Here is a 25,407-nt window from a genome sequence, read left to right on the forward strand (position 1 = left end):
GATGACTGAACTTGCGGTTAAAATTAGCAATCTTCGCCATACTTATAAAAACACAGTGGCGGTTGATAATATCTCGCTTGAAATTCCGAAAGGCAGAACAGTTGGGCTGATTGGACCTGATGGTGTGGGTAAATCAACTTTGCTCTCGCTGATTGCTGGGGTAAAAATTCTTCAGCAGGGAGAGATTTCGGTGTTTGGGCTAGATGTATCAAAAGCCAAAGACCGAGACATCTTAACCCACAAAGTTGCATTTATGCCGCAAGGGTTGGGGAAAAACCTCTACCTTACACTTTCCATTTATGAAAATATTGATTTTCACGCCCGAATGTTCGGGTTATCGCCAAGTCAGCGAAAAGCTCGGATTCATCGTTTGTTGAAAGCGACGGGGCTGTTGCCGTTTTCCGATAGAGCCGCGGGTAAACTTTCGGGAGGAATGAAGCAAAAACTCAGCCTTTGCTGTGCATTAGTGCATAGCCCTGAATTACTGATTTTAGATGAGCCAACAACAGGAGTTGATCCGCTTTCACGCCGTCAATTTTGGGAGTTAGTTGAAGAGTTGCGTGCTGAAACACCAGAGATGACAGTGATTATCGCCACCGCCTATATTGATGAAGCCGAAGGTTTTGAATATGTGATGGCGATGGACGATGGTAAGTTAATTGTTGATAAACCCACTCAAACTGTTATTGCTGAAACCAATAGCCAAAATTTAGAGCAAGCCTACATTAAATTATTGCCACCTGAAAAACAGGGGGCAGTAGATGGCTTGGTTATTCCTCCTTTTGAGCCATTAAAAGATGAGCCGCCCGTTATTGTAGCGGAAGGATTAACCAAGAAATTCGGCGATTTTGTTTCAGTAGATAATGTGAGCTTCGTTATCCCTAAAGGCGAAATTTTCGGCTTTTTAGGCTCTAACGGCTGTGGCAAATCCACCACAATGAAAATGCTAACAGGTTTGCTTGAGCCAACTGAAGGCTCGGCATTACTGCTGGGTCAGCCAATTGATGCGAGCAATATCAATACTCGAAAGCGAGTGGGATATATGTCGCAAGCATTTTCACTTTATGAAGAGCTAACAGTACAAGAAAATCTTGAACTACACGCCAAACTTTATCAAATTCCGTGTAGTGAATGGTCGTATTATGTTAATAATGTAATGAACCAATTTGACCTTGCCGATTTAGCTGAGGAAAAACCTTTATCGTTACCACTTGGCATTCGACAACGCTTACAGCTTGCCGCTGCTTGTCTGCATAAACCTGAAGTGTTGATTTTAGATGAACCTACTTCTGGGGTTGATCCGGCAGCTCGTGATATGTTTTGGGAGTATTTAATTAAACTTTCCAGAGAAGATCGTATTACCATTTTCATTACCACCCACTTTATGAATGAAGCGGCTCGTTGTGATCGTATTTCTTTTATGCACCGAGGAAAAGTACTTGGCGTTGGCACACCTGAAGCATTAAGGTTAGGCAAAAATGCGAAAACACTTGAAGAAGCCTTTATTATTTATTTAGAAGAGCAAAATGATGAAGTAACTGCTCCAAAAGAGGCTGTTGATAACGAAGAGCAAGCAAATAGTTCATTACAAGCGGTCAAAAATCGGCAGTTTTTTACAAATGGGCTGAGTGTTATCTGGACTTTTGCTGTGCGTGAAGGAAAAGAACTGTTAAGAGACAATATACGTTTACTATTCGCCTTGCTTGGACCGCTGGTAATGTTGCTGGCGATGGGATCGAGTATATCTTTTGATATCAAACCTTTAAATTTTACTGTGCTTGATCACGATAATAGCTCGGAAAGTCGTAAATTGATTGAAGCCTTTTCCGGTTCGCCGTATTTTATTCGTCAAGACAATATTTATTCGATAGATGAGATAAATCTTAGCCTACAAACAGGTAAAGCAAAATTAGTATTAGAAATTCCCTCTGATTTCGGGAGAGATCTATTAGCTCAAAGAATGCCTGAGGTCGGTATATTTATTGATGGAGCTTTCCCAAGTACCGCAGAGAATTTAAGAGGTTCGGCACAAGGCGTTATCGGGCAATATATGCAGGAAATGTTAAGAGAAAATGGCATTAGTGCGAATATGCCTTCTGTAACTGAACCTCGAATGATCTATAACCAAGATTTCAAAAGTGTGTTTGCGATGACACCGGGCATTATTATGCTTGCGATGATGCTTGTGCCGCCAATGATGACCGCACTTAGTGTGGTAAGAGAAAAAGAGATGGGAACAATTATGAACCTCTACGGATCGCCTGCTTCTCAATTCCAGTTTTTGTTAGGCAAGCAGCTTCCTTATATCGCACTCTCATTTATCAGCTATTTAATTATGGTACTGGCAGCTATTTTTGTATTTGGTGTGCCGATTAAAGGCTCGATAACCGCAATGTTCTTAGGTGTGTTATTGGCAATTTGTGCTTCAACAGGTTTTGGCTTATTGGTTTCTAGTTTTGTGAAATCACAAGTAGCTGCTATTTTTGCCGCCGCAATTATTTCAATTGTACCGACTATTAACTTCTCAGGAATGATGTATCCTGTATCTCGTTTAGATGAAAATGTGCAGCTGGTTTCAAAGATATTCCCGGGAGCTTGGTTTCAGCAAATCAGCTTAGGCGGATTTACTAAAGGGCTTGGCTTTGCTGATTTCCTCCAACCTTATTTAGCATTAGCGGTTATTTACGCCGTTTACCTTGTATTGGCAACTTTTGCGTTGAAGAAACAGGAGAAATAGATGAACCGTTGGTTTAAAAATGTTGGTTTCCTCGCAGTTAAAGAGTTGAAAAGTTTATTTAGTGATAAGGTATTAGTTTTATTGATTATCTATATGTTTTCATTTGCCGTTATTACTATTGCGAAACAAGGAATGACCGATGTTAAAAATGGCTCGGTGGGAATAATTAACTACGATCATTCAGCACTATCTTACCGTTTGAAAGATGCATTAATTCCGCCTTATTTCAAAACAGTGGAAGATATTGAGCCTCAAGCGGTTGATCGTGCAATGGACGTGGGGAAATATACCTTTATTGTCGAAGTTCCGCCTAATTATCAACGAGATACCTTAGCAGGCAAAGAACCCAAAGTGCAGTTGTTGGTTGATGCAACAGCGATGACGCAAGCAAATATCGGGGCTCATTACATCAGCCAAATTTTTAGCCAAGAAATTCAGCGTTTTGTTGGTTCTACAGAAATGCCTGTTCCGTTCAATAACGCAATCAATGTGCTATATAATCCTAATTATGATAGTGCTTGGTTTATGGGAGCAGGGCAGATTGTCGGTAATCTTACCTTATTAACTTTGTTGCTTTCAGGTTCTGCGGTAATTCGGGAAAGAGAGCGTGGCACAATAGAGCATTTATTGGTAATGCCTGTTCGCTCAAGTGAAATTGCAGTATCAAAAATTCTTGCTAATGGTGTAATACTGTTAATTGTTACTTTATTCTCACTGAAATTTATTGTTTCGGGCTTTCTCGGTGCACCGATAAGCAATCAACAAATTGCGATTTTCATTTTAGGCGTAGCCATTTTTCTGTTTTCGATTGCTTCACTTGGTATTTTATTGGCGGTTTTTGCCCCCACAATGCCACAATTTGGCTTGCTCTGTATTCCGATTTATTTAGTTATGTATATGCTTTCAGGGGCAAATTCTCCGCTTGAAAATATGCCCCAATTGGCACAGCAATTAACGCAATTCTCGCCCACTACTATTCTGGGGAGTTATGCTCAAGATGTATTATTTCGCAATGCAGGCTTAGATTTGGTGTGGTTGCACTTAGTAAAAATGGCGTTAATTGGGGCGGTTTTTTTAGGCATCGCATTAATGCAATTTAAATCTATGCTATCTAAACAAGGATAAAAAAATGAATCTTTATAAATTATCAACAATTGCAATTTTTACCGCTTTTTTGACCGCTTGTAATAGCATTACCGTCGATACCCAATCTTCCGTTGAAGTACCGCTTGAGTTTGATCAAACTCAAGCAGCGAAAGGAGCAAATGAAATCCAGCAATGGTGGAAAAACTGGAATGATCCGCAATTAACAGCCTTGATTGAACAAGGATTAGCTAACAGCCTTGATATCAAACTCGCCCAAGCCCGATTAGCGGAAGCTCAAGCCAACAGCCAATATACCGAAGCCGATAAAGGGATTAACATTGGGGCAAGTGGTTCTGTTGGTGGAGGTCTGATGGATATGGACACCGGGTTGTTTGACCCAAAACGCTCTGATGTAGCAGCGATACAAGGCGGAATCTCTGCTTCTTGGGAGCCAGATTTTTTTGGTAAAAAACGTAGCGATGCTGATGCTGCAAGAGCAGGAGCGTTAGCACGCCAAGAACAAGTTTATGGTGCTCAGCTTTTAGTTTCCAGCGGCATTGCAGAAAATTATTTGCGAATTTATGCCATCGATCAGCAGCAAGAAATTCTGCGTAAAAATGTGGCTATCTTGAATGAACTACAGCGTTATATTCAAGGGCGTTTTAATGCCGGGCAGGCAACTGCGTATGAAATCAGTGAAATTAAAGCTCAAATTACCGCATTACAGGCTCAACAATCAACGTTACAATCACAAGCTGATGCCCTTACACGCAATATTGCGGTATTGATTGGTTCAGTGCCACAAGGTTTTCACATTTCCAAAAGTGGTAATCCATTAGCGAAAATTCCGGATAGCCCAAGCGGGCAAGTGCCAAGTACAGTGATTGAACGCCGCCCGGATATAAGGGCAAATGCCCGTCAGGTAGAAGCAATGGCGGCTAAGCTTGCAAGTGCGAAAGTAGATCTCTACCCACGTTTTGACATCCAGTTCTTAGGACAGGGCGGTTATATCAAAATCAACAATGATCTATCGCCAATTTCGGCTTTAGCGAACCTAGTGAGTGTTGGCGTGAAGCTCCCGATTTTTACCAATGGCAGAATTCAAGCGAATATCGATGCTTCAGATGCTCGCTTGCAAGCAGCAATGATTGAGTACGACAATAGTCTCTTAAACGCTCTCGGCGAGGTAGATTCTGCTTATCAACATCAATCTAGTTTAGCTAAGCAAAGCCGATTATTGCAAAATGCAGTACGACAAGCCCAAGAACAGGCAAATGATGCTCAAAGGTTGTTTAAATATGGCGAAAAAACTTTAGATGTGGCGATTAGAGCAAGAACATCGGTGCTGAATTATCAGCAACAATTGGTTCAATCTCAACTTTCACAAGCCTTAAATTTAATTAGCTTGTATAAAGCACTTGGCGGAGGCTGGAGATAACTTACAAGCGGTGAGATTTTTTATTATTTTTGCACTTTTTGTTATTTTTGCAAAAAAGCCAACAAAAATGACCGCTTGTAAAGCGGTCATTCTGTCATAGTGAAAGATTATTCAGCATTGCCGTAGTAGGCTTTTGTCATAATCTCTTCCATATCCTCGATCATTGCCAAGCGTGGATTTGCCGGTGTACATTGGTCTTCAAATGCGTGTAGTGCAAGCTCACGGCGAGCATCTAAGAATGCTTGCTCATCAACGCCTTGCTCACGTAATGACATTTTTACACCGCAACGTACGGCTAAATCGTGAACCGCTTTGGCGTAAGATTCAACTGCTTGTTCCGGTGTTTCAGCCGGTAATCCAAGCATTCTTGCGATATCTTGGAAACGAATATCCGCAACATAGTTGGTGTATTTTGGCCAAGTTGCTACTTTAGTTGGGCGAGTACCGTTATAGCGAATCACGTGTGGCAGTAAAATCGCATTGGTTCTGCCGTGAATTGTGTGGAATTTACCACCAATTTTGTGTGCCATTGAGTGGCAAATACCTAAGAATGCATTGGCGAATGCCATACCTGCCATTGTAGAGGCATTATGCATTTTTTCACGAGCAGCTTCGTCAAACTCTTTTACCGATTTTTCCAAGTTTTCAAACACTAATTTGATTGCTTGTAACGCCAAACCATCTGTGTAGTCGTTAGCTAAAATCGAGGTATAGGCTTCGGTTGCGTGGGTTAAAACGTCTAAGCCGGTATCAGCTGCAACGTGAGACGGTACTGACATCACTAATGCAGGATCAACAATCGCAATGGTTGGTGTTAAAGAGTAATCTGCTAACGGATATTTAATATCACCGTCAGTAATTACTGCGAATGGTGTTACTTCAGAACCTGTACCGGAAGTGGTTGGAATACCAACAAATTTCGCTTTTCTGCCTAATTGTGGGAATTTAAACGCACGTTTGCGAATATCCATAAATTTTTGCACTAAATCACGGAAATCCACTTCAGGTTGTTCGTAGAATAACCACATAATTTTCGCTGCGTCCATTGGCGAGCCACCGCCTAATGCAATAATGGTATCCGGTTGGAAGCTACGCATTAATTCTGTACCACGCTGCACGGTTTGTAGGCTTGGATTCGGTTCAACATCGGTGAAAAGTTGAATCATTACTTGATTGCGGCGTTGGCGGAGTTGCTCGGTAATTCTATCCACAAAGCCGAGATCTACCATTGAACGGTCGGTTACGATCATCACTTTATGTACATCGTGCATCGATTTTAAATATTGGATTGAATCACGCTCAAAGTAGATTTTTGATGGTACTTTAAACCATTGCATATTATTTCTCCGTCTGCCCACACGTTTAATGTTGATTAAGTTCACTGCACTCACGTTGTTGCCTACGGAGTTTTTGCCGTAAGAGCCACAACCTAATGTGAGCGATGGGAGGAAAGAATTATACACATCGCCGATACCGCCGAAAGTAGACGGTGAATTCCAAATCACACGAATGGCTTTTACACGCTCGCCGAATGTTTTAGCAAGCTCTTTGTTTTCTGTGTGGATTGCCGCACTATGTCCTAAACCGTGAAAGTTCACCATTGCTTCAGAAAGTTCTAAGCCGTGTTCAGTTGAGTTCGATTTGAGTAGAGCTAACACAGGTGAAAGTTTTTCACGTGTAAGTGGCTCGCCTTCACCTACAAAAGCACATTCTGCTAATAAAATATTGGTTTTTTCCGGCACTTTAAAACCTGCTTGCTCTGCAATCCACGCTGCTGGTTTACCAACCACTGCCGCATTGAGTTTTGCCCCTGAGCAGTTTTCGTCTTTGGCTTTATCAACACCGAAGATATATTTTTCAAGTAAAGCTTTTTCTTTTTTATTTACTAAGTAAACGCCGTAAGATTGCATTTCTTTGATGAAATCGTTGTAGATTTCTTTATCGACAATTGCAGCCTGTTCAGAAGCACAAATCATACCGTTGTCGAAAGATTTCGACATTACGATGTCATACACCGCTTGTTTTAATTTGGCTGTTTTTTCCACATAAGCGGGTACATTACCTGCTCCAACCCCTAACGCCGGTTTACCGCAAGAGTAAGCGGCTTCCACCATTGCATTACCACCAGTAGCTAAGATGGTAGCAATGCCAGGGTGTTTCATTAATGCGGAAGTGCCTTCCATTGAAGGCTGTGTAATCCATTGCACACAATGTTCCGGAGCACCTGCGGCAACGGCAGCATCACGCACAATTTGAGCAGCGTGAGCAGAACATTGTTGAGCTGATGGGTGGAAAGCAAAAACGATTGGATTACGGGTTTTGAGGGCGATTAACGCTTTAAAGATAGTGGTTGAGGTTGGGTTAGTAGTTGGGGTAATTCCGCAGACAACACCGACCGGATCGGCTATTTCGGTAATACCTGATACATCATCTTCACTAATTACCCCTGCTGTTTTTAAATGTCGCATATTATTGACAACATACTCACAGGCGAACAGGTTTTTAGTGGCTTTATCTTCAAATACGCCACGTCCTGTTTCTTCATAAGCGTGCATTGCTAAAATGCCGTGCTTATCAAGGGCGGCAACAGAGGCTTTGGCGACAATAAAATCGACCTGCTCTTGATTCAGCTTTCTAAACTCATCAAGTGCTTTTAAGCCTTTTTCGACAAGTGAATTGACTTCTGCTTGGGCATCAAATGGTTGAGTGCTTTTAGCCATAGTTTGTTTCCTCATAAAATTTAAAATTTGATAATTTTTTTAACTGATGAAATTATTACCCAAAAGAGTTATTTTGTCGTTAAAAATTCACAAAGTTTTATTATTGATTTGATCTATGTCAAAATTTTTAAAGTTGTATATATGCTATAAAAATAGGGAAATAATTTTTTAAGAAAAAGCCCGGGTTTTGATTAAACACAAATAGAAAACCGCGATTATTTTTGGCAGTTAAGCTAAAAAAGTGTTAGGATAATTAGCATTTACTATGCTGTTTTAATTTTTAGAACTTATGAAAGACATTTTACGCATTGCAACTCGCCAAAGCCCACTTGCTTTATGGCAGGCTAATTTTGTAAAAAATGAGTTGGAAAAACATTTTCCACAATTATCTGTCGAACTGGTTACGATGGTAACAAAAGGCGATGTGATTTTAGACACGCCGTTGGCAAAAATTGGCGGAAAAGGTTTGTTTGTTAAAGAGTTAGAATTAGCCTTGTTGGAAAACAGAGCCGATATTGCCGTGCATTCAATGAAAGATGTGCCGATGAGTTTTCCTGATGGATTAGGTTTGGCGGTCATTTGTGAGCGTGAAGATCCGCGTGATGCTTTTGTTTCCAATAAATATGATAGTTTAGATGATTTACCCGAAGGGGCGATTGTTGGCACATCAAGTTTACGCCGTCAGTGTCAGTTAATGGCAAAATATCCGCATTTAGAAGTGAAATCTCTGCGTGGTAATGTTGGAACTCGTTTAAGCAAATTGGACAACAATGAATACGATGCAATTATTCTGGCTTCTGCCGGGTTAATTCGTTTAGGATTACAAGAGAGAATTCGTAGTTATCTTTCGGTGGAACAATCATTGCCGGCAGCGGGTCAAGGTGCAGTAGGGATTGAAACCCGAGTGAACGATGAGCGTGTGCTTAATTATGTTGCAAAATTAAATCATAATTCGACCGCTTGTTGTGTGATGGCTGAGAGAGCGATGAACACTCGCTTGCAAGGTGGTTGCCAAGTTCCGATAGGTGGTTTTGCCACTTTAGACGGTGATGAAATTACACTAAATGCTTTAGTGGGAGCATTAGACGGTTCGCAGATTATTCGAGCCTCTGCAAAAGGGCATAAAGAAAATGCAGAGCAGTTGGGCATTTCCGTTGCGGAACAATTACTTGCACAAGGTGCAGATAAAATTTTAGCCGAAGTTTATAGCGATAATCCTATCAAATAAAATGAATGTACTTGTAACACGCCCTGATAATCGAGGGCAAGAATTGGTCGATATGCTCAATGAACGACAAATTTTTGCCGTACATCAGCCGTTATTTACGATTGAGGCAGGCAGTGAATTACCGCTATTGCCTTCTGTACTGTCTCGTCTTAAATCGGGCGATTATGTTTTTGTGGTTTCGCCAAATGCAGTGGATTATGCAGTGAAAACATTAACAGATACAGGGTTCCACTTTCGTTCGGATTTAAAATATTTTGCGGTAGGACAACGAACGGCAAAATATTTTACCGAAAAAGCTGAACAAGCGGTTATTTATCCGCTAGAATCAGAAAATAGTGAAGGTGTTTTAGCATTACCGGATATGCAAGATTTAACCGATAAAACGATTTTGATTTTACGAGCAAATTCCGGGCGTGAGTTGTTAGCTGAAACTGCAATGTTGCGTGGGGCAAGTATTCAATATTTGGAATGTTATCGTAGAGAACCCGTTATGGTAGATATTCCGGAAAAAATTAGCGTTTGCAAGCGTTTAGGTGTGAATACTATTGTGATTACCAGCAGTGAAATTTTAAAAAGCCTATATGAACAAACAAATGAAAATTGCCGAGAATGGCTATTTGAGTGTAATCTTGTGGTTGTAAGCCAGCGTATTGGCAAAATTGCTAAGCAGATGGGGTGGCAATCAGATAAAATTTTTGTATCGGATAAAGCCGATAATGTAACGTTGATGAATACATTATTATTTAAAATTGACAAATCTAACTAAGGTGGGCGAGTATGTCAAAATCAAGAAAAGTACCTGAAAAAGTAGAAAATACGACAGAGGATGTTGTAGTAGAAAACCAACAAGCGGTCAATTCTACACAATCTTTTGCAAAAAATGAGATTGAGGAAGATATTTTGAACGAGACTATTATTGAAGAAAAAGAAGCACCGCTAAAAGAGAGTATTCCGGCAGAGGAAAAAATCACAGCTGAAGAAAAAGTGATTGTTCAGAAGTCGGGCGGAAAAGGTTTGGCTTTATTAGCCTTGTTAGTGGCACTTGCTGTGGGTGGTGCCGGTCATTTTATGGCAAATAAAAAATTTGATGAGGTGGAAGCCCAAATTCAAGCCTTATCTACTAAAGCAAATCAGCAAGCATCAGCCCAAACTGCAGTTGAAATGCCAAATTTTGATAATGAAAAAGCTCAAATTGCAGAGCTTTCAACTCATTATCAAAAAGCGTTAGATCGTATTAAAGAGCTTGAAAACGCACAAAGTGGTTATACTCAACAAATTAGTGGTTTACAGCTACAATTGCAAAAATTAAATAATTCTTCGGGTTCGGATAAAACCTTCTGGCTATTATCAGAAGCCGATTTCCTATTAAACAATGCTGCTCGTAAAGTGGTTTTGGATAATGATATTGATACAGCGAAAAATCTGTTGTTAGAGGCTGATCAAGTTTTAACTCAAGTACCGAGTGCAACAAATGTGCGTGAAGCAATCAAAGCCGATTTGAATACTTTAACCAGTATCAACAACATTGATCAAAATGCGTTAATGCAGCGTGTAGCGAATTTAACTAACCGATTAGATGACTTGCCAATTTTAGAAAGTGAACAATCGCAAGCTGCTATTGCAGAAGGTCAAGTCAGTGATTCGATTGCTGATTGGGAGAAAAACTTAGAGAAAAGTGCAAGTTCATTCTTAGATCATTTTATTCGTGTTTCTAAACGTAACGTTGCTGATGAAAAAGCTTTTGTTGCCCCTAACCAGGAAATTTACTTGCGTGAAAATATCCGTTTACGTTTACAGATTGCGATTTTAGCAATTCCTCGCCAGCAAAGTGAATTCTATAAAAAATCACTACAAACAGTGGGTTCTTGGGTAAGAAGTTATTTTGATACTTCGAATGAAAATGTACAAAATTTCTTGAAAGAAGTTGATGATTTAGCAGAACAAACTATTTATGTTGATGCTCCGGATTCATTACAAAGTTTGAAAGTATTATCTCAGCAAATTAATAAAACACCTCAACAAATTGAGAAAGTAGAAATTAAAGCTGAGAAAGAATTGGAGCAAGCAGAACCTGTGAAGCAAGAACAGACAGAGTCTGGGAAACCTGCAGAAACAGAAGCGGCTAAATCAGAGGAAGTTTCTGAACAGCCAACTCCTTCCGCACAATAAGAATAAAAGGAGAATTAAATTATGTTTAGAACGCTCTTTTTAATGCTTTTATTATTGGCAGGCTTAATTGCAGGACCTTATATTTCAGGAAATCAAGGTTACGTCAGAATTGAAACGGCAACTACAGTTATTGAAATGAGCATTGTAATGCTTGTGGTGTTCTTTGTAGTTACGATGGCGGTAGTTTATCTGCTTGAATGGATTTTTACTAAAATTTGTCGTATGAGTAGTGGGGCTTATAATTGGTTCTCAACACGTAAGCATAAAAAAGCTCAGCAAGAAACCCTTGAAGGCTTAATGCGTATGAGTGAAGGTAACTACTCCAAAGCAGAGAAGCTATTTAGTAAAAATGCAAAACACGCAGATGAGCCTGTACTGAACCTGATTAAAGCTGCTGAAGCAGCTCAACAAAATGGTGATGATTTAGCGGCGAATAAATATTTAATTAAAGCCACCGAAATTGCAGGACCAAATAATGTTGCGATTGAGTTGGCTCGCACCAAAATCTTATTACAGCAAGGTAAATTACCGGCTGCTCGTACTGCGATTGATAGCTTATTAGAGTTAGCTCCGCACAATGATGAAGTACTACGTTTAGCAGTTCAAATCTACAGAGAATCAAAAGCCTATATCGCTTTAGATCGCTTATTATCAGAAATAGGGCAACGTAATTTCTTAACACCTGTAGAGTATGCGGAATTAGAACATTTTGTTGATGATGGTTTACAAGATGAACGCTTACAAGAAGAAGGGCAAGAAGGTCTACTCACTTGGTGGGAAAATCAGCCAAATCGCCGTCGTAAATCGGTTTACAGCCGTGTTGGTGTGATTAAACGCTTAATTGACAGTGATGATCATCAATCAGCAGAAGAAATTGCGTTAGAAACCTTGAAAAAATTTGAAGATGAGCAATTACACGGATTATTCGTACAATTAACTCGCCTACAAGTGGCTTCTGACAGCAAATTAGTGAAAGTATTAACTAAACGTGCCGATAAAGCGAATATTAAATATACAGATGATTATGCAAGAGCTTTAGGTTATGTTTACACGCGTAACAGTGAATATGCAAAAGCGAAAACGCAGTTTGAGTTGTTATTAGCCCACGATGAATGTCAGCCTGACGACCGTATTATGGCATTGCACGTTGCAGAACAAACAAATGACCATATACTTGCAAATCGTATCCGTGAGGAGAACCTCAAACAAGTAAATATGGACGTTTTACCTAAGCCAGATGAGGTTCTTGCGTTACCCGAAAATGTAGATAATGTGAAAGCATTATAATGTTAAAAATAGCAGGTTCTCCCTGCTATTTTTGTATTTCCCTTTTCAAAGGAGTTGTTATGAAATTATACGTTTATGATCATTGCCCATATTGTGTAAGGGCTAGAATGGTTTTGGGATTAAAAGATTTACTGGTGGAATTGGTAATGATTGCAAATGATGATGAAGCAACACCTATTGGTTTAGTAGGCAAAAAAGTTGTGCCGATTTTAGTGAAAGAAGATGGCACTGCAATGCCTGAAAGTTTAGATATTGTACGTTATGTCGATACGCATTACAGCAATCCGATGATTACAGATAACATTCGACCGGAAATTGAACAATGGGTTAGCAAATTATCGAAAGTTTATAATCATTTATTACTTCCTCGTTTCGTGAAATTAGATCTAGCGGAATTTGCAAAGCAGAGTGCAATTGACTATTTCGTGAAAAAGAAAACAGAAAATATTGGCGATTTTGAGCAGAATTTAGCAGAAACGGGTAAACACATTGCTACTGTTCAACCATTAATTGATGACTTATCAGATCTGATTAAATCAGAGAAAGCATTGAACGGTGAGTTATCTTTAGAGGATATTATCGTATTCCCGATGCTTAGAAATTTAACTTGTGTGAAAGCCCTTCAATTCCCACCAAAAGTGTTAGATTATATTAATAAAATGGCAGAATTGAGCAAAATTGATTTATATTTTGCTAAAGCAATTTAGAAATAAAGCGTTGGTTTTGAAAATCAACGCTTTTAAATTTTAGTGTGCTTTCTTTTTAGAAAATACTTTTATAAGAGGTAAGATAATTAAACAAGCAATAGTACCGACAATGATACCAACCACTAAATCAACTAAGAATGAAAAATTTGGGTTGATATTTAATGTTTCGACGAAATGATGAATTATTGGTAAATTATGTGTAAAGATTCCACCGCCTACTAAAAACATTGCGATAGTTCCAATAACAGAAAGCCCTTTCATAAACCAAGGCATTGTAAATAATAAGCCTTTTCCGACCGCTTGTGAGAATGCACTTTTTTTCTGAATAAGCCATAAGCCGATGTCATCTAATTTTACAATTAATGCAACCAAACCATACACAAACACGGTAATACCGATTCCAATAGCAGAAAGCGATAAAATTTTGGTCAGAGTAGATGAATCTTGTAGCACTCCTAAAGCAATAATAATAATTTCTGCAGATAAAATAAAATCGGTACGAATAGCTCCTCTGATTTTATCTTTTTCCGAAAGTTCTTCTTTAGGGTTGTCTTCGCCTTTATGGAAGACGTGATGAAGTAATTTTTCCACACCTTCAAAACATAAATAAGCTCCACCAATCATTAATAATGGAACAATTAATTGCGGCAGAAAGAATGATAAAAGCAATGCAACGGGAATTAAGATCACTTTGTTAATAAATGATCCTTTGGCAACTTCCCAAACAATCGGCAATTCACGCTCTGGGGTTACATTTTTTCCGCTCACTTGATTGGCATTTAAGGCAAGATCATCGCCAATTACACCAGCGGTTTTCTTTGCAGCCATTTTAGTCATAATAGACACATCATCAAGAACAGCAGCAATATCATCTAATAAAGTAAATAATGACGCAAATGCCATAATTTTTCCTCGAATAAAATTTATAAAAAAGCCGAACTTTTCAGCTCGGCTCTCATATTCAATATTTGAAATTAGCGACGTAAACCTAAACGTGCGATAGTTTCTGAATATTTAGCAAGATCAGTACGTTTTAAGTAGTCTAATAATTTACGACGGCGTGAAACCATACGTAATAAACCACGACGACCGTGGTGATCTTTTTTGTGCTCAGCAAAGTGTGCTTGTAAGTGGTTGATTTGTGCAGTTAATAATGCAATTTGAACTTCTGAAGAACCGGTATCTTTTGCATCACGACCAAATTCAGCAACGATTTTTGCTTTTGCTTCTACGCTTAGAGACATTTTTATTTCCTTTTTGTTAAGGGTTGATAATACATCAATAGCCGATCTCTAACTCAGCTATGACAGGAATTGCGAATTTTAAAGAGAAAGCGGCTAAATTTCAATAAAAATTTGCAATTTATTTCTAATGTGAGAAAGAGTATAATCAATAGCAATTTTTTATGTTTTAAGTATTAGGAATTTTTAAATGATTGAATCAATGCACGAGTGGTCAAAAGGACCTGTGTTTAAAATTATTTTTGCCTTAATCACACTTTCATTTGTTATTGGTGGAGTGGGTTCTGGTTTAATGGCGACAGATAATTCTGTGGCTAAAGTGAATGGCGAAGAAATTAGCCAACAGCTTTTTAATAATGCGGTTAATCGTCAGCAAAATGTTTTAAATACCGAAATGGGCAGCCGTTTTTGGGATTTAATGGACAACCCTGAATATGCAAAACAATTTAATCAATCAGTGCTAAATAGCTTGATTGATGAAGAATTGTTACGCCAATATGCAAAAGATCTAAAATTAGGCGTGAGTGCGGAACAAATTAAATCTGAAATCGTAAACAGCCAAATGTTCCAACAAGATGGCAAATTTAGTAATGAATTATATCAACAAACCTTACGTCACAATAATTTAAGCCCTGATGCTTATGCAGCAATTGTACACGAGGGTATGTTGCAATCCCAAATTCAAGAAGGGATCGTAAGTAGTGATTTTACTGTGCCGGCACAGCAAGAAACCTTAGCAAAATTATTGCTACAACAACGTGAAGTGCGTTTAGCTGAGTTTTCAATTGCAAAAGAAATGGAAAATCAGACCGCTTCACAAGAAGAATTACAGACCTACTATGATGCGAATAAAACCAAGTTATTAGCACCTGAGAAATTAACGGTTGAATATGTAGCTTTTTCACCAAAAGATGTTGAGAGCAAAATAGATATTACTGATGAGCAAATTCAAACCTATTATGATCGCAATAAAGGCGATTATGTTACTAAAGGTGAAGCACATTTAGCTCATATTCAAGTCGCAACAGAAGCAGAGGCTCAAGCAGTTGAGCAAGAACTTAAAAACGGTGCAGATTTTGCCACTGCTGCAAAAGCAAAATCAGCAGATACATTATCAGCTAATAACGGCGGTGATTTAGGCTGGGCAAAAGCAGGTACTTTCCCGAAAGCATTTGAAGATGCGGTAGCAAATTTAGAGGCAGGGCAAGTAAGTAATCCGGTTAAAGTGGATAATGCTTACCATATTATCAAAGTGTTAGAACGCAAGCCTGAGCAAGCAATTGAGTTAGCTCAAGTGAAAGACAAAATTGCTCAAACGATTCGTCAAGAGTTAGTATTAACCGAATATTCAAATATCGCTCGTGAAATGGCAAACAGAGCTTTTGAAAATAATTCTTCACTGGAAGAAGTTGCAAAAGCCGGTAATGTGAAAGTTCAAAAAACCGAACAATTTACCCGTGCAAATGTGCCGGCTGAATTACAGAATGAGAAAGTATTAAAAGCGTTATTTGAAGGCGAGCTACGCCAAAATAAACAAAACTCTGATGCGTTAGATATCGGTACAGATACCGCCCCACAAACATTATTTGTGCGTGTGAGTGAGTACGAAGCAGAACGCCCACAAACGTTAGAAGAAGCAAAATCGGCGGTTGAAAACTTTGTGAAAGCAGAGAAAGCGGAGAAAGCATTATTAGCTAAAGCAGAAGAAAACGTAAAAGCGTTAAATGAAGGCAAATCAGCTGAGGTGAAATTTAATGCTCCACAAAGATTAGTTTATATGCAGTCAGAGGTGGAAAATCCTGCCTTAGCTCAAACAGTGTTTGCAATGAAACAAGAGCAAAATAAACCGGCTTACCAAATTGCACGTAACCAAAAAGGTGATGTTGTGATTGTAGCATTGGATAAAATTGTAGAGGGGAATACGGAACAATTTAAAGCTCTTGCTCCACAATTTGAGCAAGCTAACCAACTAATGTTGCGTAATGAGCTATTAAAAGCCCTTCGAGCAAAAGCCTCTGTAGAAATTAATGACGAGTTTATGCAACAAAACTCATCACGATAGTTTAAGTTTTGATTAAGTAAAAAAGCACTCGGTCTTGTTTAAGACCGGGTGCTTTTCCTATATAATACGGCTGAAATATCGTTATTTGAGAAAGTGTTTGTGGAAATCGTCATTAATTTTGCCATCTACCTCCAATTCTTCATTGGGTTGTTTGCTATTGTTAATCCCTTTGGTTCTTTACCTATTTTCTTCAGTATGACAGCCCACCAATATGAAGGGGAGCGAAACCGCACCAGTCTTATTACTGCCGTTTCTATTGGTGTGATTTTATTAGTCAGCCTTTATTTTGGAAATCTCATTCTAAATGCCTTTAGTATTTCACTTAGTTCTTTTAGAGTTGCAGGTGGTATTTTGATTGTCAGCATAGCAATGACGATGATTAGCGGTAAGCTCGGTGAACACAAGCAAAATAAAGAAGAGAAAAACGAAGATATTACCGAATATGAAAATATTGGTGTTGTGCCACTTGCAATGCCAATTATGGCGGGACCGGGAGCAATAGGCTCAACCATTGTATGGGGAACGCGTTATCACGCTTGGGAAGACTATGTCGGCTTTAGTATTGCCATCATTATTTTTGCATTAATTTGTTATATCTTATTTCGTTACTCAGCTCCGTTAGTTAAAAAATTAGGCAAAACAGGCTCAAATGTGGTTACCCGTATTATGGGGTTAATTCTAATGGCTCTTGGTATTGAAATTATTGTGGCAGGTTTGACAACATTGTTCCCTGCACTTCTTGTTAAATAACTTATTTTGGCGAGATGCTTATGTTGAAATTGTTACAAGCGGTTAAAATTGCAAAAAGATTTGCAAAAATGACCGCTTGCGTGTTACTGCTCACCTCTTGTGATAAATTAAATAGCCCGAAACCGATTTCTCAGCCGACTATTGAAAATCAGCCAAGTAGCACGGAGCTTAAACGAGCTATCTACTCTGCGGTTTTCCAGCTCGATCCGTATAAAGTAAAGGTATCGGCTGATGCTGCACCGCTACGAGATTTATTGGTAGGTTTGATGGCATACAACGTAAAAGGTGATGTTGTGCCAGCCATTGCACAAAATTGGTTTACTGAAGATGAAAAGTCGTGGTTATTTATTTTAGACGATAAAGCTACTTGGTCGAACGGTAAAGCTGTTACCGCACAAGATTTTGTCGCAAGCTGGCAACGTTTGATTGACCCGACCAATCATTCTTTATTGGCAAAATATCTGGTTTATATGGGTATTGAAAATGCCAAAGCGATTACAGAACAGCAAAAACCGGCTTCGGAGCTAGGTGTTAGTGCATTAAATGACCATACCCTACAAATTCGCCTTAGCCAGCCAAATCGCCAATTACCGGCAATGTTAGCACACGTTGCATTGTTACCGACTTATCAAGGAAAAGATCCTGATTCTGCCGGTTTTGTCAGCAATGCAGCTTACCAAATCAAACAAATAGCAGATAAAAAACTCCTGCTACAAGCTCGTTCTGAAAATGTACCGTTTCAAACCGTCGAGTACAATTTAATTACGACTATCCAAAATTATTCGCCGTTTGATATTGTGGAAAATCCACTATCAAGCCAGAAAACTAATATCGTTAAGCTCCCTCGTTTATGTTCATATTATTATGAATTTAATTTTAATGACGAGCAGCTCAGTAAGAAAGAAGTTCGCGAAGCATTAAGATCGATGGTGGCTTCGGCAAATATTGGGTACGATCACGGTATTCAAAGCCAGTCGGTTATTCCACATAACTTAGTAAAAGATCGAGAAAGACAATGGCAGCCAATCATTATTGAGCAACTGTTAATGAAAGCCGGTGTGAGTTTGCATAATCCTTTAAAACTTGCTCTGTTATATGATGATAGTGAGATGAATAGCGATATTGCAAACCAGATTACTCGCACATTATCACAATCAGAACTGTTTAATATTACGCCGAAACCGGTGGATTGGCAGACGGCTAATCAATTACGCGAGCAGAAAGATTATCAGCTAATACGCTCCGGCTGGTGTGCAGATTATCCTGATCCGCTCATCTTTTTACAGAAATTTCATTCAGCAAGCCCGGATAATCACTCCGGCTATAAAAACGATTTAGTTGATGAAAAGTTAAATCAATTACAAGCAGAAACGCTAAACCAAGAGCAACGCTCACTATTGATTAACGAGATCAATGACCAGCTTTATAACGATGTTGCAGTATTACCGTTATTTCAGTATCAACACAGAATAGGCGTAGTTTCCTCCCTTTGGGGTATTGATTTAAGCAACGATAGCGAAGTAATTTATAGCAAGGATTTAAAACGTATTTCAGAACAAAAGGATAAACAATGAACCAATTAACCGAACTGCAACTTGTTGAAATTAAAAATATTTTACAACAATTTGCTCACCCGACATTGCAAAAAGATCTCGTTGCCCTTAATGCTTTCAAAAAAGCAGAATTAGGTGGAGGCATTTTACGCATTGAAATAACAATGCCTTTTGCGTGGAACAGCGGTTTTGCAGCATTAAAAGCAGAAACTGAAGAAAAACTGAAGCAAGCAACGGCTGCAAGCGGTGTAAAATGGGTCTTAAATTACCAAATTGCCACCTTAAAACGTGCTAACAAGCACCCTGCGGTAAATGGAGTAAAAAATATTATTGCGGTAACCTCCGGTAAAGGTGGCGTGGGTAAATCAACCACTTCGGTAAACCTTGCGTTAGCGTTGCAAGCACAAGGGGCAAAGGTAGGGATTTTAGATGCGGATATCTATGGTCCGTCTATTCCACATATGCTTGGTGCGAAAGATCAACGCCCGACTTCGCCGGATAACAAACATATTACACCAATTACAGCTCACGGTTTGCAATCAAACTCAATTGGTTATTTGATGGAAGAGGATAACGCTACCATTTGGCGTGGACCAATGGCAAGTAGTGCATTAAGCCAATTGTTAAATGAAACGTGGTGGAATGAATTAGATTATTTGGTGATTGATATGCCACCGGGTACGGGGGATATTCAGCTTACGCTTTCACAACAAATCCCTGTAACAGGTGCAGTGGTAGTTACCACACCACAAGATATTGCATTATTAGATGCGGTAAAAGGCATTTCAATGTTTGAAAAAGTCTCTGTGCCGGTGTTGGGGGTGATTGAAAATATGTCAATGCACATTTGCTCAAATTGCGGACACTCTGAGGCGATTTTTGGCACAGGTGGGGCGGATAAAATCGCACAAAAATACGGTACGCAAGTACTTGCTCAACTACCATTACACATTCGCCTGCGTGAAGATTTAGATAGCGGTGTGCCAACCGTTGTCGCAGCACCGGAACACGAAATCAGCCAAGCCTATTTAGCATTGGCTGAAAAAGTAGCGGCTGAGCTTTACTGGCAAGGGAGTGTTATTCCGTCTGAAATTATGATCCGTGAAGTGAAATAATTTTGCAAAAATAAATGGAAAATATACCGCTTGAAGCTGTAATGATCTTCAGGCGGTATATTTTTATCGGGCAGAGTATCCTTTCAAAACTGCTTGCCAATTTTCTTCATTAAATAGAATATTCAACCGAGTTTGTTCTTTTTTGAACGAACGCAACAGTCTATCTAAATTGCTTTGTTTCCAACTTTCACCTTGCTCAATACCACATTTGTCAAAATCAATCAGCCAAAATCTCCCCTCATTACCGAGTAAAATATTATGAATATTCAAATCAGAATGATGGACTTGATGGTTATGCAAACGACGAATGAGTTTGCCGATCTGTTCATATTGCTCATTTGAGAGAGCTTGAGATTGCAAAATCTTGCTTAAATCCTGCGTATTCTCTAGTTTTTCCAGCATAATGTCAGCACGATAGCAGCAAAGTGTTTTTTCTACTTTAATTGCCACAGGACGAGGTACGGGCAATCCCCAAGCTAACATTTGTTGTAACAAGAAAAATTCTTTATAAGCACGGGTATTTTCAAAACGGGTAAAAACATAGCTATCTTTAATGAATTTTCCAAACAAACCACCACGATAATAATGGCGTAGTACCACATTAATGCCGAGCTCCGGCACGGTATTTAAAAACCACGTTGTGCCACGCCCTTTAGAAAAGCCTAACAAGCGGTCAGAATTTTCAAACGTTTTGCAATTTAATAAAGATTGCACAAATTCTGCCTGCTCTTCAGGAATAAGATCGGCATTAAAAAGATACTGAATATTTTGCATAGTTTAGAAAATAGTGATGGCTGAAATAGCCCATTTTAGAGCTATTTTTTTTGATGTCAATTTGTTAGAATTTCCAGCTTATATTTGAGAGGAAAACCAATGACAACGATCTCGCCCGAATTAAATAGTGCAGAAAATCAACTTTCGCCTGAAGCCCAAAAAGTTCGACAAGCCTTATTGGCAAAGGGCATTGAAACACCCACTGTTGCACATCAAAAAGATAAAGATAGCCGCCGAGCAGAAATTCAGCAGCATATGCAAGCCGTATTAGAATTGCTTGGTTTAGATTTAACCGATGACAGCTTAGAAGAAACGCCGCATCGCTTAGCGAAAATGTATGTGGACGAGATTTTTAGCGGTTTAGATTACGCGACTTTCCCGAAAATCACCAACATTGAAAACCGAATGAAAGTCAGCGAGATGGTGTTAGTTGATGATATTACTCTTACTTCAACTTGCGAACACCATTTTGTAACTATTGATGGCAAAGTAGCTGTTGCTTATTACCCGAAAAAATGGGTGATTGGACTTTCAAAAATTAACCGTGTTGTGCAGTTTTTCGCTCAACGCCCACAGGTGCAAGAGCGTTTTACCGAGCAGATTCTAACTGCTTTCCAAACCATTTTAGAAACCGATGATGTGGCAGTGTATGTGAAAGCAACGCACTTTTGCGTGAAATGTCGTGGCGTAAAAGATACCAATAGCTATACTGTTACTTCTGCATTTGGTGGCGTGTTCTTAGAAGATAGAGAAACCCGCAAAGAGTTTTTAGGCTTATTAAATAAATAATTTTGTATTACAAGCGGTAAGATTTTTGCAAAAATTTGCAAAAATTCTACCGCTTGCTTATTGGATATTATAATGAAAATCGCATTAGGCATTGAATATGACGGCAGCCGCTATTTTGGCTGGCAGAAGCAAGAGACGGTGGAAAGCGTACAACAAAAACTAGAACAAGCCTTATCGGTTGTAGCAAATTCACCGGTGGAAGTGTTTTGTGCCGGCAGAACCGATGCCGGCGTACACGGCACAGGGCAGGTCGTGCATTTTGAAACAGAAGTTGAACGACCGCTGCAAAGCTGGTGTTTCGGCACTAATGCTCATTTGCCGGATGATATTGCGGTGAAATGGGCGGTGGAAGTCAGTGAGGATTTCCACGCTCGTTTTAGTGCCACTGCTCGCCGTTATCGTTATATTATTTATAACAGCAAATTGCGTTCAGCTATTCTGCCAAAAGGCGTAACCCATTTTCATTTCCCTCTTGATGAAAGCAAAATGCACCAAGCAGGGCAGTTTTTATTGGGTGAAAACGATTTTTCCTCTTTCCGTGCGGCGAAATGCCAATCAAACACGCCGTGGCGAAATATCCACCATTTAAATGTTTCCCGTCAAGGTAATTATGTGATTGTCGATATTCAAGCCAATGCTTTTGTGCATCATATGGTCAGAAATATTGTCGGCACTTTGCTTGAAATCGGGCAGGGCAGACAGCCGGTAGAATGGGCAAAATGGGTGCTAGAGCAACGAGATAGAGAAAAAGCCGCTCCCACAGCCAAAGCAGAAGGTTTGTATTTGGTAGAAGTGCATTATCCGGAACGTTTCGGTATTCCGAAAACGGCATTAGGACCCCTGTTTTTGGCAGATTAATTAAGGCAAGCGGTTGAATTTGTAAATTTTTTTGCAAATTCAACCGCTTGAATTATTTCAATAATCTTTGGCTATTCAGCACTACCGTAATAGAGGACAATGTCATCGCAATCGCAGCAATCATCGGGTTAAGTAACCAACCGGTAAACGGATAAAGCACTCCTGCAGCGACAGGAATCGCAACAACATTGTAGAAAAAAGCACCAAGCAAGCTCTGTTTCATATTTTGTAGCACACGTTTTGAGAAAGGGAAGATTTGGCTCACCGGCTCTAATCCGCTTTTCATTAGGGAAAGATCGGCAGTTTCCACCGCAATATCCGAGCCATTGTGCATTGCAATACCCACATTCGCTTGGGCGAGAGCCGGAGCATCGTTAATGCCATCGCCAATCATTGCGACTTTTTTCCCTTCAGCCTGCAACTGACGAATTTTTTCGGCTTTTTGCTCTGGTAATACTTCAGCAATCACGCCATTTAAGCCCAACTCTTTAGCAAAATAGTCAGCCGTTTCTTGGCGATCGCCTGTAAGCATCAAGCATTGATAACCTTCAGCTTGGAACTGTTGGATTGTAGATTTTGCTTCAGGACGAAGTTGGTCTTGCACCGAAATTCTACCAACAACTTCATCATTAACTGCAACATAAATAAGTGTGGCAGTACAAGCGGTGGTTTTTTCCAAAAAATTTACAAATACGGCATTGCCGATTTTAATTTTATCTTCTCCCACTTTGCCTTGAATGCCTAATCCTTTCTCCACTTGAATTTCACTTACCTCGCAAGCGGTCTGATTTTCCGCAAATTTTACAATCGCCTTCGCAATAGGGTGAGAGGCGTGTTGCTCTAAACTTTTGGCAAGAGCAATCAAATGATTTTTATCAAAATCATTGAACGTAATAACTTCCGTAACCTCCATTTGCCCGGTGGTAAGCGTACCGGTTTTATCGAAAACTAAAGTATCAATTTCGCTCCCTGCTTGTAGGGCTTGAATATTTCTGACTAATATGCCAAATTCTGCCGCACGAGCTACACCCGCAATGGTGGAAAGTGGAATGGCTAATCCTAACGCACAAGGGCAGGCAATAATCAATACCGTAGTAAAAATGGATAGTACAAAGGCAAAATCTTGCCCGATAAGAAGCCAAATCAAGGCTGCAAGTAAAGCGATAGAAACCACCACAGGCACAAACACAGCGGCGACTTTATCGACAAATTGAGCCAGTGGAGGCTTGCTACTTTGTGCGTGGCGAACGGCATTAATTACACGGGCGAGAGCGGTTTGAGAGCCAACTTGTTCGGCAATGTAAATACCTGAGCCATCTTGAACCAGCGTACCGGCTCGGACTTTATCGCCTATTTTTTTCTCAATCGGTAATGCTTCGCCTGTAAGCATTGATTCATCAACCCAAATTGAGCCGCTTGCTAAAATACCATCAACCGCTAGACGATCACCCGTTAAGGCTTGCACTCGCATTGCAGGTTTAATGCCTTTCGCCGGAATGGTTTTTGCAATATTTTCTTCAAAAATGACCGCTTGTTTCGGGGCGAGATCGAGCAATTTTTCCAATGCAAGGGAAGAACGTTGCTTGGCTTTAAGTTCAAGATATTTCCCTAAATTAATAAAGCCGATAATCATCACACTCGCTTCAAAATAAACGTGAGCATTCGGCTGTGGGAAAAGCGTAAGCCAAAATGAATAAAGCCAAGCCGTAACTGTACTGATGGCGACTAGCACATCCATATTCGCAGATTTATTTTTAAGAGCATTATAAGCTCCTAAAAAGAACGCTCTGCCTGAAAAATACATTGTAGCAAGTGTGATGAGAGACCAAATCAACCAAAGTGAACGGTTGTTTTCGGTAATCTGCATACCTTTGTAAAAGCCAAACACGACTAATACAAAGCCAATAACAAGAGCCACAATAAATTGTGTACGCTTATGGTTTAGCAAGCGTTTTGTTTGAGCTTGTTGCTTAGCTCTGCGTTCTTCCTCGCTTTCCAATATCTCAGCCCCAAAACCGATTTTAGTAACGGAGGCAATAAGTGCTTCTGAAGGGGCATTTCCTTGCACAAAAGCGGTTTGATCGGCAAGATTAACAGAGGCAAAACTGACGTTTTCTACTTTAAGTAACGCTTTTTCAACTCGCCGAACGCAGGCGGCACAATGCATTCCGTCAATTAAAAGTTGTTGTTCGGTTATCATCACGCTAATTTTGCTTCAAAACCAATATCTTCAACCGCAGCAATTAAATCTTCAGCTACAACATCGCCTTCGATTATCGCAGTTTGATTTTCTAAGGTTACGATGGCTTGTGTTACGCCTACTACTTCATTTAAGGCTTTTTCGACGCTTTTTACGCAGTTGCCACAATGTAATCCGTCTAGTTGTAATTTGATTGCCATTATTTTCTCCTATTTTGAGTAATTATTTAAGCGTATAATAAAGTTTAACCTTAGGTTAAAGTCAAGAGGGAAAAATGAATATCAGCCAAGCCGCCGAAAAAACAGGATTATCCACTAAACAAATTCGAGACTATGAAAAAGTAGGGCTGCTCCCTGCTCCAAGTCGTACACAATCGGGTTATCGCTTTTATAATGAAACGGATTTAGATCGATTGTTTTTTATCGGTAATGCAAGAAAAGTGGGCTTCTCACTTGCTCAAATTACCGCCTTATTGAAATTAAATGACAATCCAAATCGCACCAGTCGAGAGGTAAAACAACTGACCGATCAACATATTGCGGAGCTGGAACAAAAAATCAATGACTTAAACGAAATGCTTAAATTACTCAGAAGCTGGAGCCGTACTTGTTGCGGCAACAACAGCCCTGAGTGTTCGATTTTAAATGGATTGAGAGATCATTGAGCCGACAAGCGGTCTAATTTTCCTAAAAC

At 39.6% G+C, this 25,407-nt stretch carries 21 protein-coding genes; 15 read left to right on the forward strand and 6 right to left on the reverse strand.

Annotation, left to right across the window (positions count from 1 at the left end):
- Nucleotide 1: 1 nt before the first annotated feature.
- Genes rbbA through X781_RS03710 form a run of 3 tightly spaced genes read left to right on the forward strand, consistent with a single transcriptional unit; the run spans nt 2 to nt 5,261 of the window.
- A complete protein-coding gene (gene rbbA / locus X781_RS03700; protein ID WP_442914787.1) occupies nt 2-2,737 on the forward strand; it encodes a ribosome-associated ATPase/putative transporter RbbA in 2,736 nt (911 codons plus the stop codon).
- Nucleotides 2,738-3,862: an ABC transporter permease gene (locus X781_RS03705; RefSeq protein WP_025235627.1), complete on the forward strand. Its 1,125-nt coding sequence runs from the start codon at nt 2,738-2,740 to the stop codon at nt 3,860-3,862. It begins immediately after the preceding gene.
- A gap of 4 nt (nt 3,863-3,866) precedes the next feature.
- Nucleotides 3,867-5,261, forward strand: coding sequence for an efflux transporter outer membrane subunit (locus X781_RS03710; RefSeq protein WP_025235628.1), 1,395 nt, complete (start codon nt 3,867-3,869; stop codon nt 5,259-5,261).
- A 107-nt stretch (nt 5,262-5,368) separates the two neighbouring features.
- Here X781_RS03710 and adhE read toward each other — a convergent pair whose 3' ends face one another.
- Nucleotides 5,369-7,981: a bifunctional acetaldehyde-CoA/alcohol dehydrogenase gene (gene adhE / locus X781_RS03715; RefSeq protein ID WP_025235629.1), complete on the reverse strand. Its 2,613-nt coding sequence runs from the start codon at nt 7,979-7,981 to the stop codon at nt 5,369-5,371.
- Nucleotides 7,982-8,270: 289 nt separating this feature from the next.
- Here adhE and hemC point away from each other — a divergent pair, with 289 nt between their 5' ends.
- The 5 genes from hemC to grxB are packed head-to-tail and all read left to right on the forward strand — an operon-like array spanning nt 8,271 to nt 13,372.
- Nucleotides 8,271-9,209, forward strand: a complete 939-nt coding sequence (gene hemC / locus X781_RS03720) for a hydroxymethylbilane synthase (protein ID WP_025235630.1) — start codon at nt 8,271-8,273, stop codon at nt 9,207-9,209.
- A 1-nt stretch (nt 9,210) separates the two neighbouring features.
- Complete coding sequence (locus X781_RS03725) at nt 9,211-9,975, forward strand: uroporphyrinogen-III synthase (RefSeq protein WP_025235631.1); 765 nt, start codon at nt 9,211-9,213, stop codon at nt 9,973-9,975.
- Between the two features lie 11 nt (nt 9,976-9,986).
- A complete protein-coding gene (locus X781_RS03730) occupies nt 9,987-11,378 on the forward strand; it encodes a uroporphyrinogen-III C-methyltransferase (RefSeq protein WP_025235632.1) in 1,392 nt (463 codons plus the stop codon).
- A gap of 21 nt (nt 11,379-11,399) precedes the next feature.
- Complete coding sequence (locus X781_RS03735; RefSeq protein ID WP_025235633.1) at nt 11,400-12,665, forward strand: heme biosynthesis protein HemY; 1,266 nt, start codon at nt 11,400-11,402, stop codon at nt 12,663-12,665.
- A 59-nt stretch (nt 12,666-12,724) separates the two neighbouring features.
- Nucleotides 12,725-13,372, forward strand: a complete 648-nt coding sequence (gene grxB / locus X781_RS03740) for a glutaredoxin 2 (protein ID WP_025235634.1) — start codon at nt 12,725-12,727, stop codon at nt 13,370-13,372.
- 39 nt (nt 13,373-13,411) lie between these two features.
- On the opposite strand, the gene X781_RS03745 is transcribed toward grxB, so the two are convergent.
- Together X781_RS03745 and rpsO are read right to left on the reverse strand one after the other, a co-directional pair.
- A complete protein-coding gene (locus X781_RS03745) occupies nt 13,412-14,275 on the reverse strand; it encodes a DUF808 domain-containing protein (protein ID WP_025235635.1) in 864 nt (287 codons plus the stop codon).
- A 71-nt stretch (nt 14,276-14,346) separates the two neighbouring features.
- Nucleotides 14,347-14,616, reverse strand: a complete 270-nt coding sequence (gene rpsO / locus X781_RS03750; protein ID WP_005597777.1) for a 30S ribosomal protein S15 — start codon at nt 14,614-14,616, stop codon at nt 14,347-14,349.
- Nucleotides 14,617-14,803: 187 nt separating this feature from the next.
- Between rpsO and X781_RS03755 the strand changes: the two genes are divergently transcribed.
- The 4 genes from X781_RS03755 to apbC all read left to right on the forward strand — a co-directional run bounded on the left by X781_RS03755 (nt 14,804) and on the right by apbC (nt 20,093).
- Complete coding sequence (locus X781_RS03755) at nt 14,804-16,675, forward strand: SurA N-terminal domain-containing protein (RefSeq protein WP_025235636.1); 1,872 nt, start codon at nt 14,804-14,806, stop codon at nt 16,673-16,675.
- Between the two features lie 99 nt (nt 16,676-16,774).
- Nucleotides 16,775-17,425: a YchE family NAAT transporter gene (locus X781_RS03760; protein ID WP_025235637.1), complete on the forward strand. Its 651-nt coding sequence runs from the start codon at nt 16,775-16,777 to the stop codon at nt 17,423-17,425.
- A gap of 20 nt (nt 17,426-17,445) precedes the next feature.
- On the forward strand, nt 17,446-18,999 hold the full coding sequence (locus tag X781_RS03765) for a peptide ABC transporter substrate-binding protein (protein ID WP_025235638.1): 1,554 nt from the start codon (nt 17,446-17,448) through the stop codon (nt 18,997-18,999).
- Nucleotides 18,996-20,093: an iron-sulfur cluster carrier protein ApbC gene (apbC, locus tag X781_RS03770; protein WP_025235639.1), complete on the forward strand. Its 1,098-nt coding sequence runs from the start codon at nt 18,996-18,998 to the stop codon at nt 20,091-20,093. Before X781_RS03765 ends, apbC begins: the two co-directional genes overlap by 4 nt.
- Nucleotides 20,094-20,156: 63 nt before the next feature.
- Here apbC and X781_RS03775 read toward each other — a convergent pair whose 3' ends face one another.
- The gene (locus X781_RS03775; protein ID WP_038643894.1) at nt 20,157-20,867 is read right to left on the reverse strand and encodes a 3-deoxy-D-manno-octulosonic acid kinase; all 711 of its coding nucleotides are present in this window, start codon (nt 20,865-20,867) and stop codon (nt 20,157-20,159) included.
- Nucleotides 20,868-20,966: 99 nt separating this feature from the next.
- Between X781_RS03775 and folE the strand changes: the two genes are divergently transcribed.
- Together folE and truA are read left to right on the forward strand one after the other, a co-directional pair.
- The gene (folE, locus tag X781_RS03780) at nt 20,967-21,656 is read left to right on the forward strand and encodes a GTP cyclohydrolase I FolE (RefSeq protein WP_025235641.1); all 690 of its coding nucleotides are present in this window, start codon (nt 20,967-20,969) and stop codon (nt 21,654-21,656) included.
- A 72-nt stretch (nt 21,657-21,728) separates the two neighbouring features.
- Nucleotides 21,729-22,514 carry a tRNA pseudouridine(38-40) synthase TruA gene (truA, locus tag X781_RS03785; RefSeq protein ID WP_025235642.1) on the forward strand — a complete coding sequence of 262 codons (786 nt, stop codon included), beginning with the start codon at nt 21,729-21,731 and terminating at the stop codon, nt 22,512-22,514.
- 52 nt (nt 22,515-22,566) lie between these two features.
- Here the strand turns inward: truA and X781_RS03790 are convergent, their stop codons facing one another.
- Complete coding sequence (locus X781_RS03790) at nt 22,567-24,714, reverse strand: heavy metal translocating P-type ATPase (RefSeq protein WP_038643896.1); 2,148 nt, start codon at nt 24,712-24,714, stop codon at nt 22,567-22,569.
- Nucleotides 24,714-24,914: a heavy-metal-associated domain-containing protein gene (locus tag X781_RS03795; protein WP_025235643.1), complete on the reverse strand. Its 201-nt coding sequence runs from the start codon at nt 24,912-24,914 to the stop codon at nt 24,714-24,716. The genes X781_RS03790 and X781_RS03795 overlap by 1 nt, the downstream gene beginning before the upstream one ends.
- 74 nt (nt 24,915-24,988) lie before the next feature.
- Here X781_RS03795 and X781_RS03800 point away from each other — a divergent pair, with 74 nt between their 5' ends.
- On the forward strand, nt 24,989-25,378 hold the full coding sequence (locus X781_RS03800; RefSeq protein ID WP_025235644.1) for a Cu(I)-responsive transcriptional regulator: 390 nt from the start codon (nt 24,989-24,991) through the stop codon (nt 25,376-25,378).
- Nucleotides 25,379-25,407: the final 29 nt, after the last annotated feature.

Source organism: Mannheimia sp. USDA-ARS-USMARC-1261, from assembly GCF_000521605.1.
GTDB classification, from domain to species: domain Bacteria; phylum Pseudomonadota; class Gammaproteobacteria; order Enterobacterales; family Pasteurellaceae; genus Mannheimia; species Mannheimia indoligenes.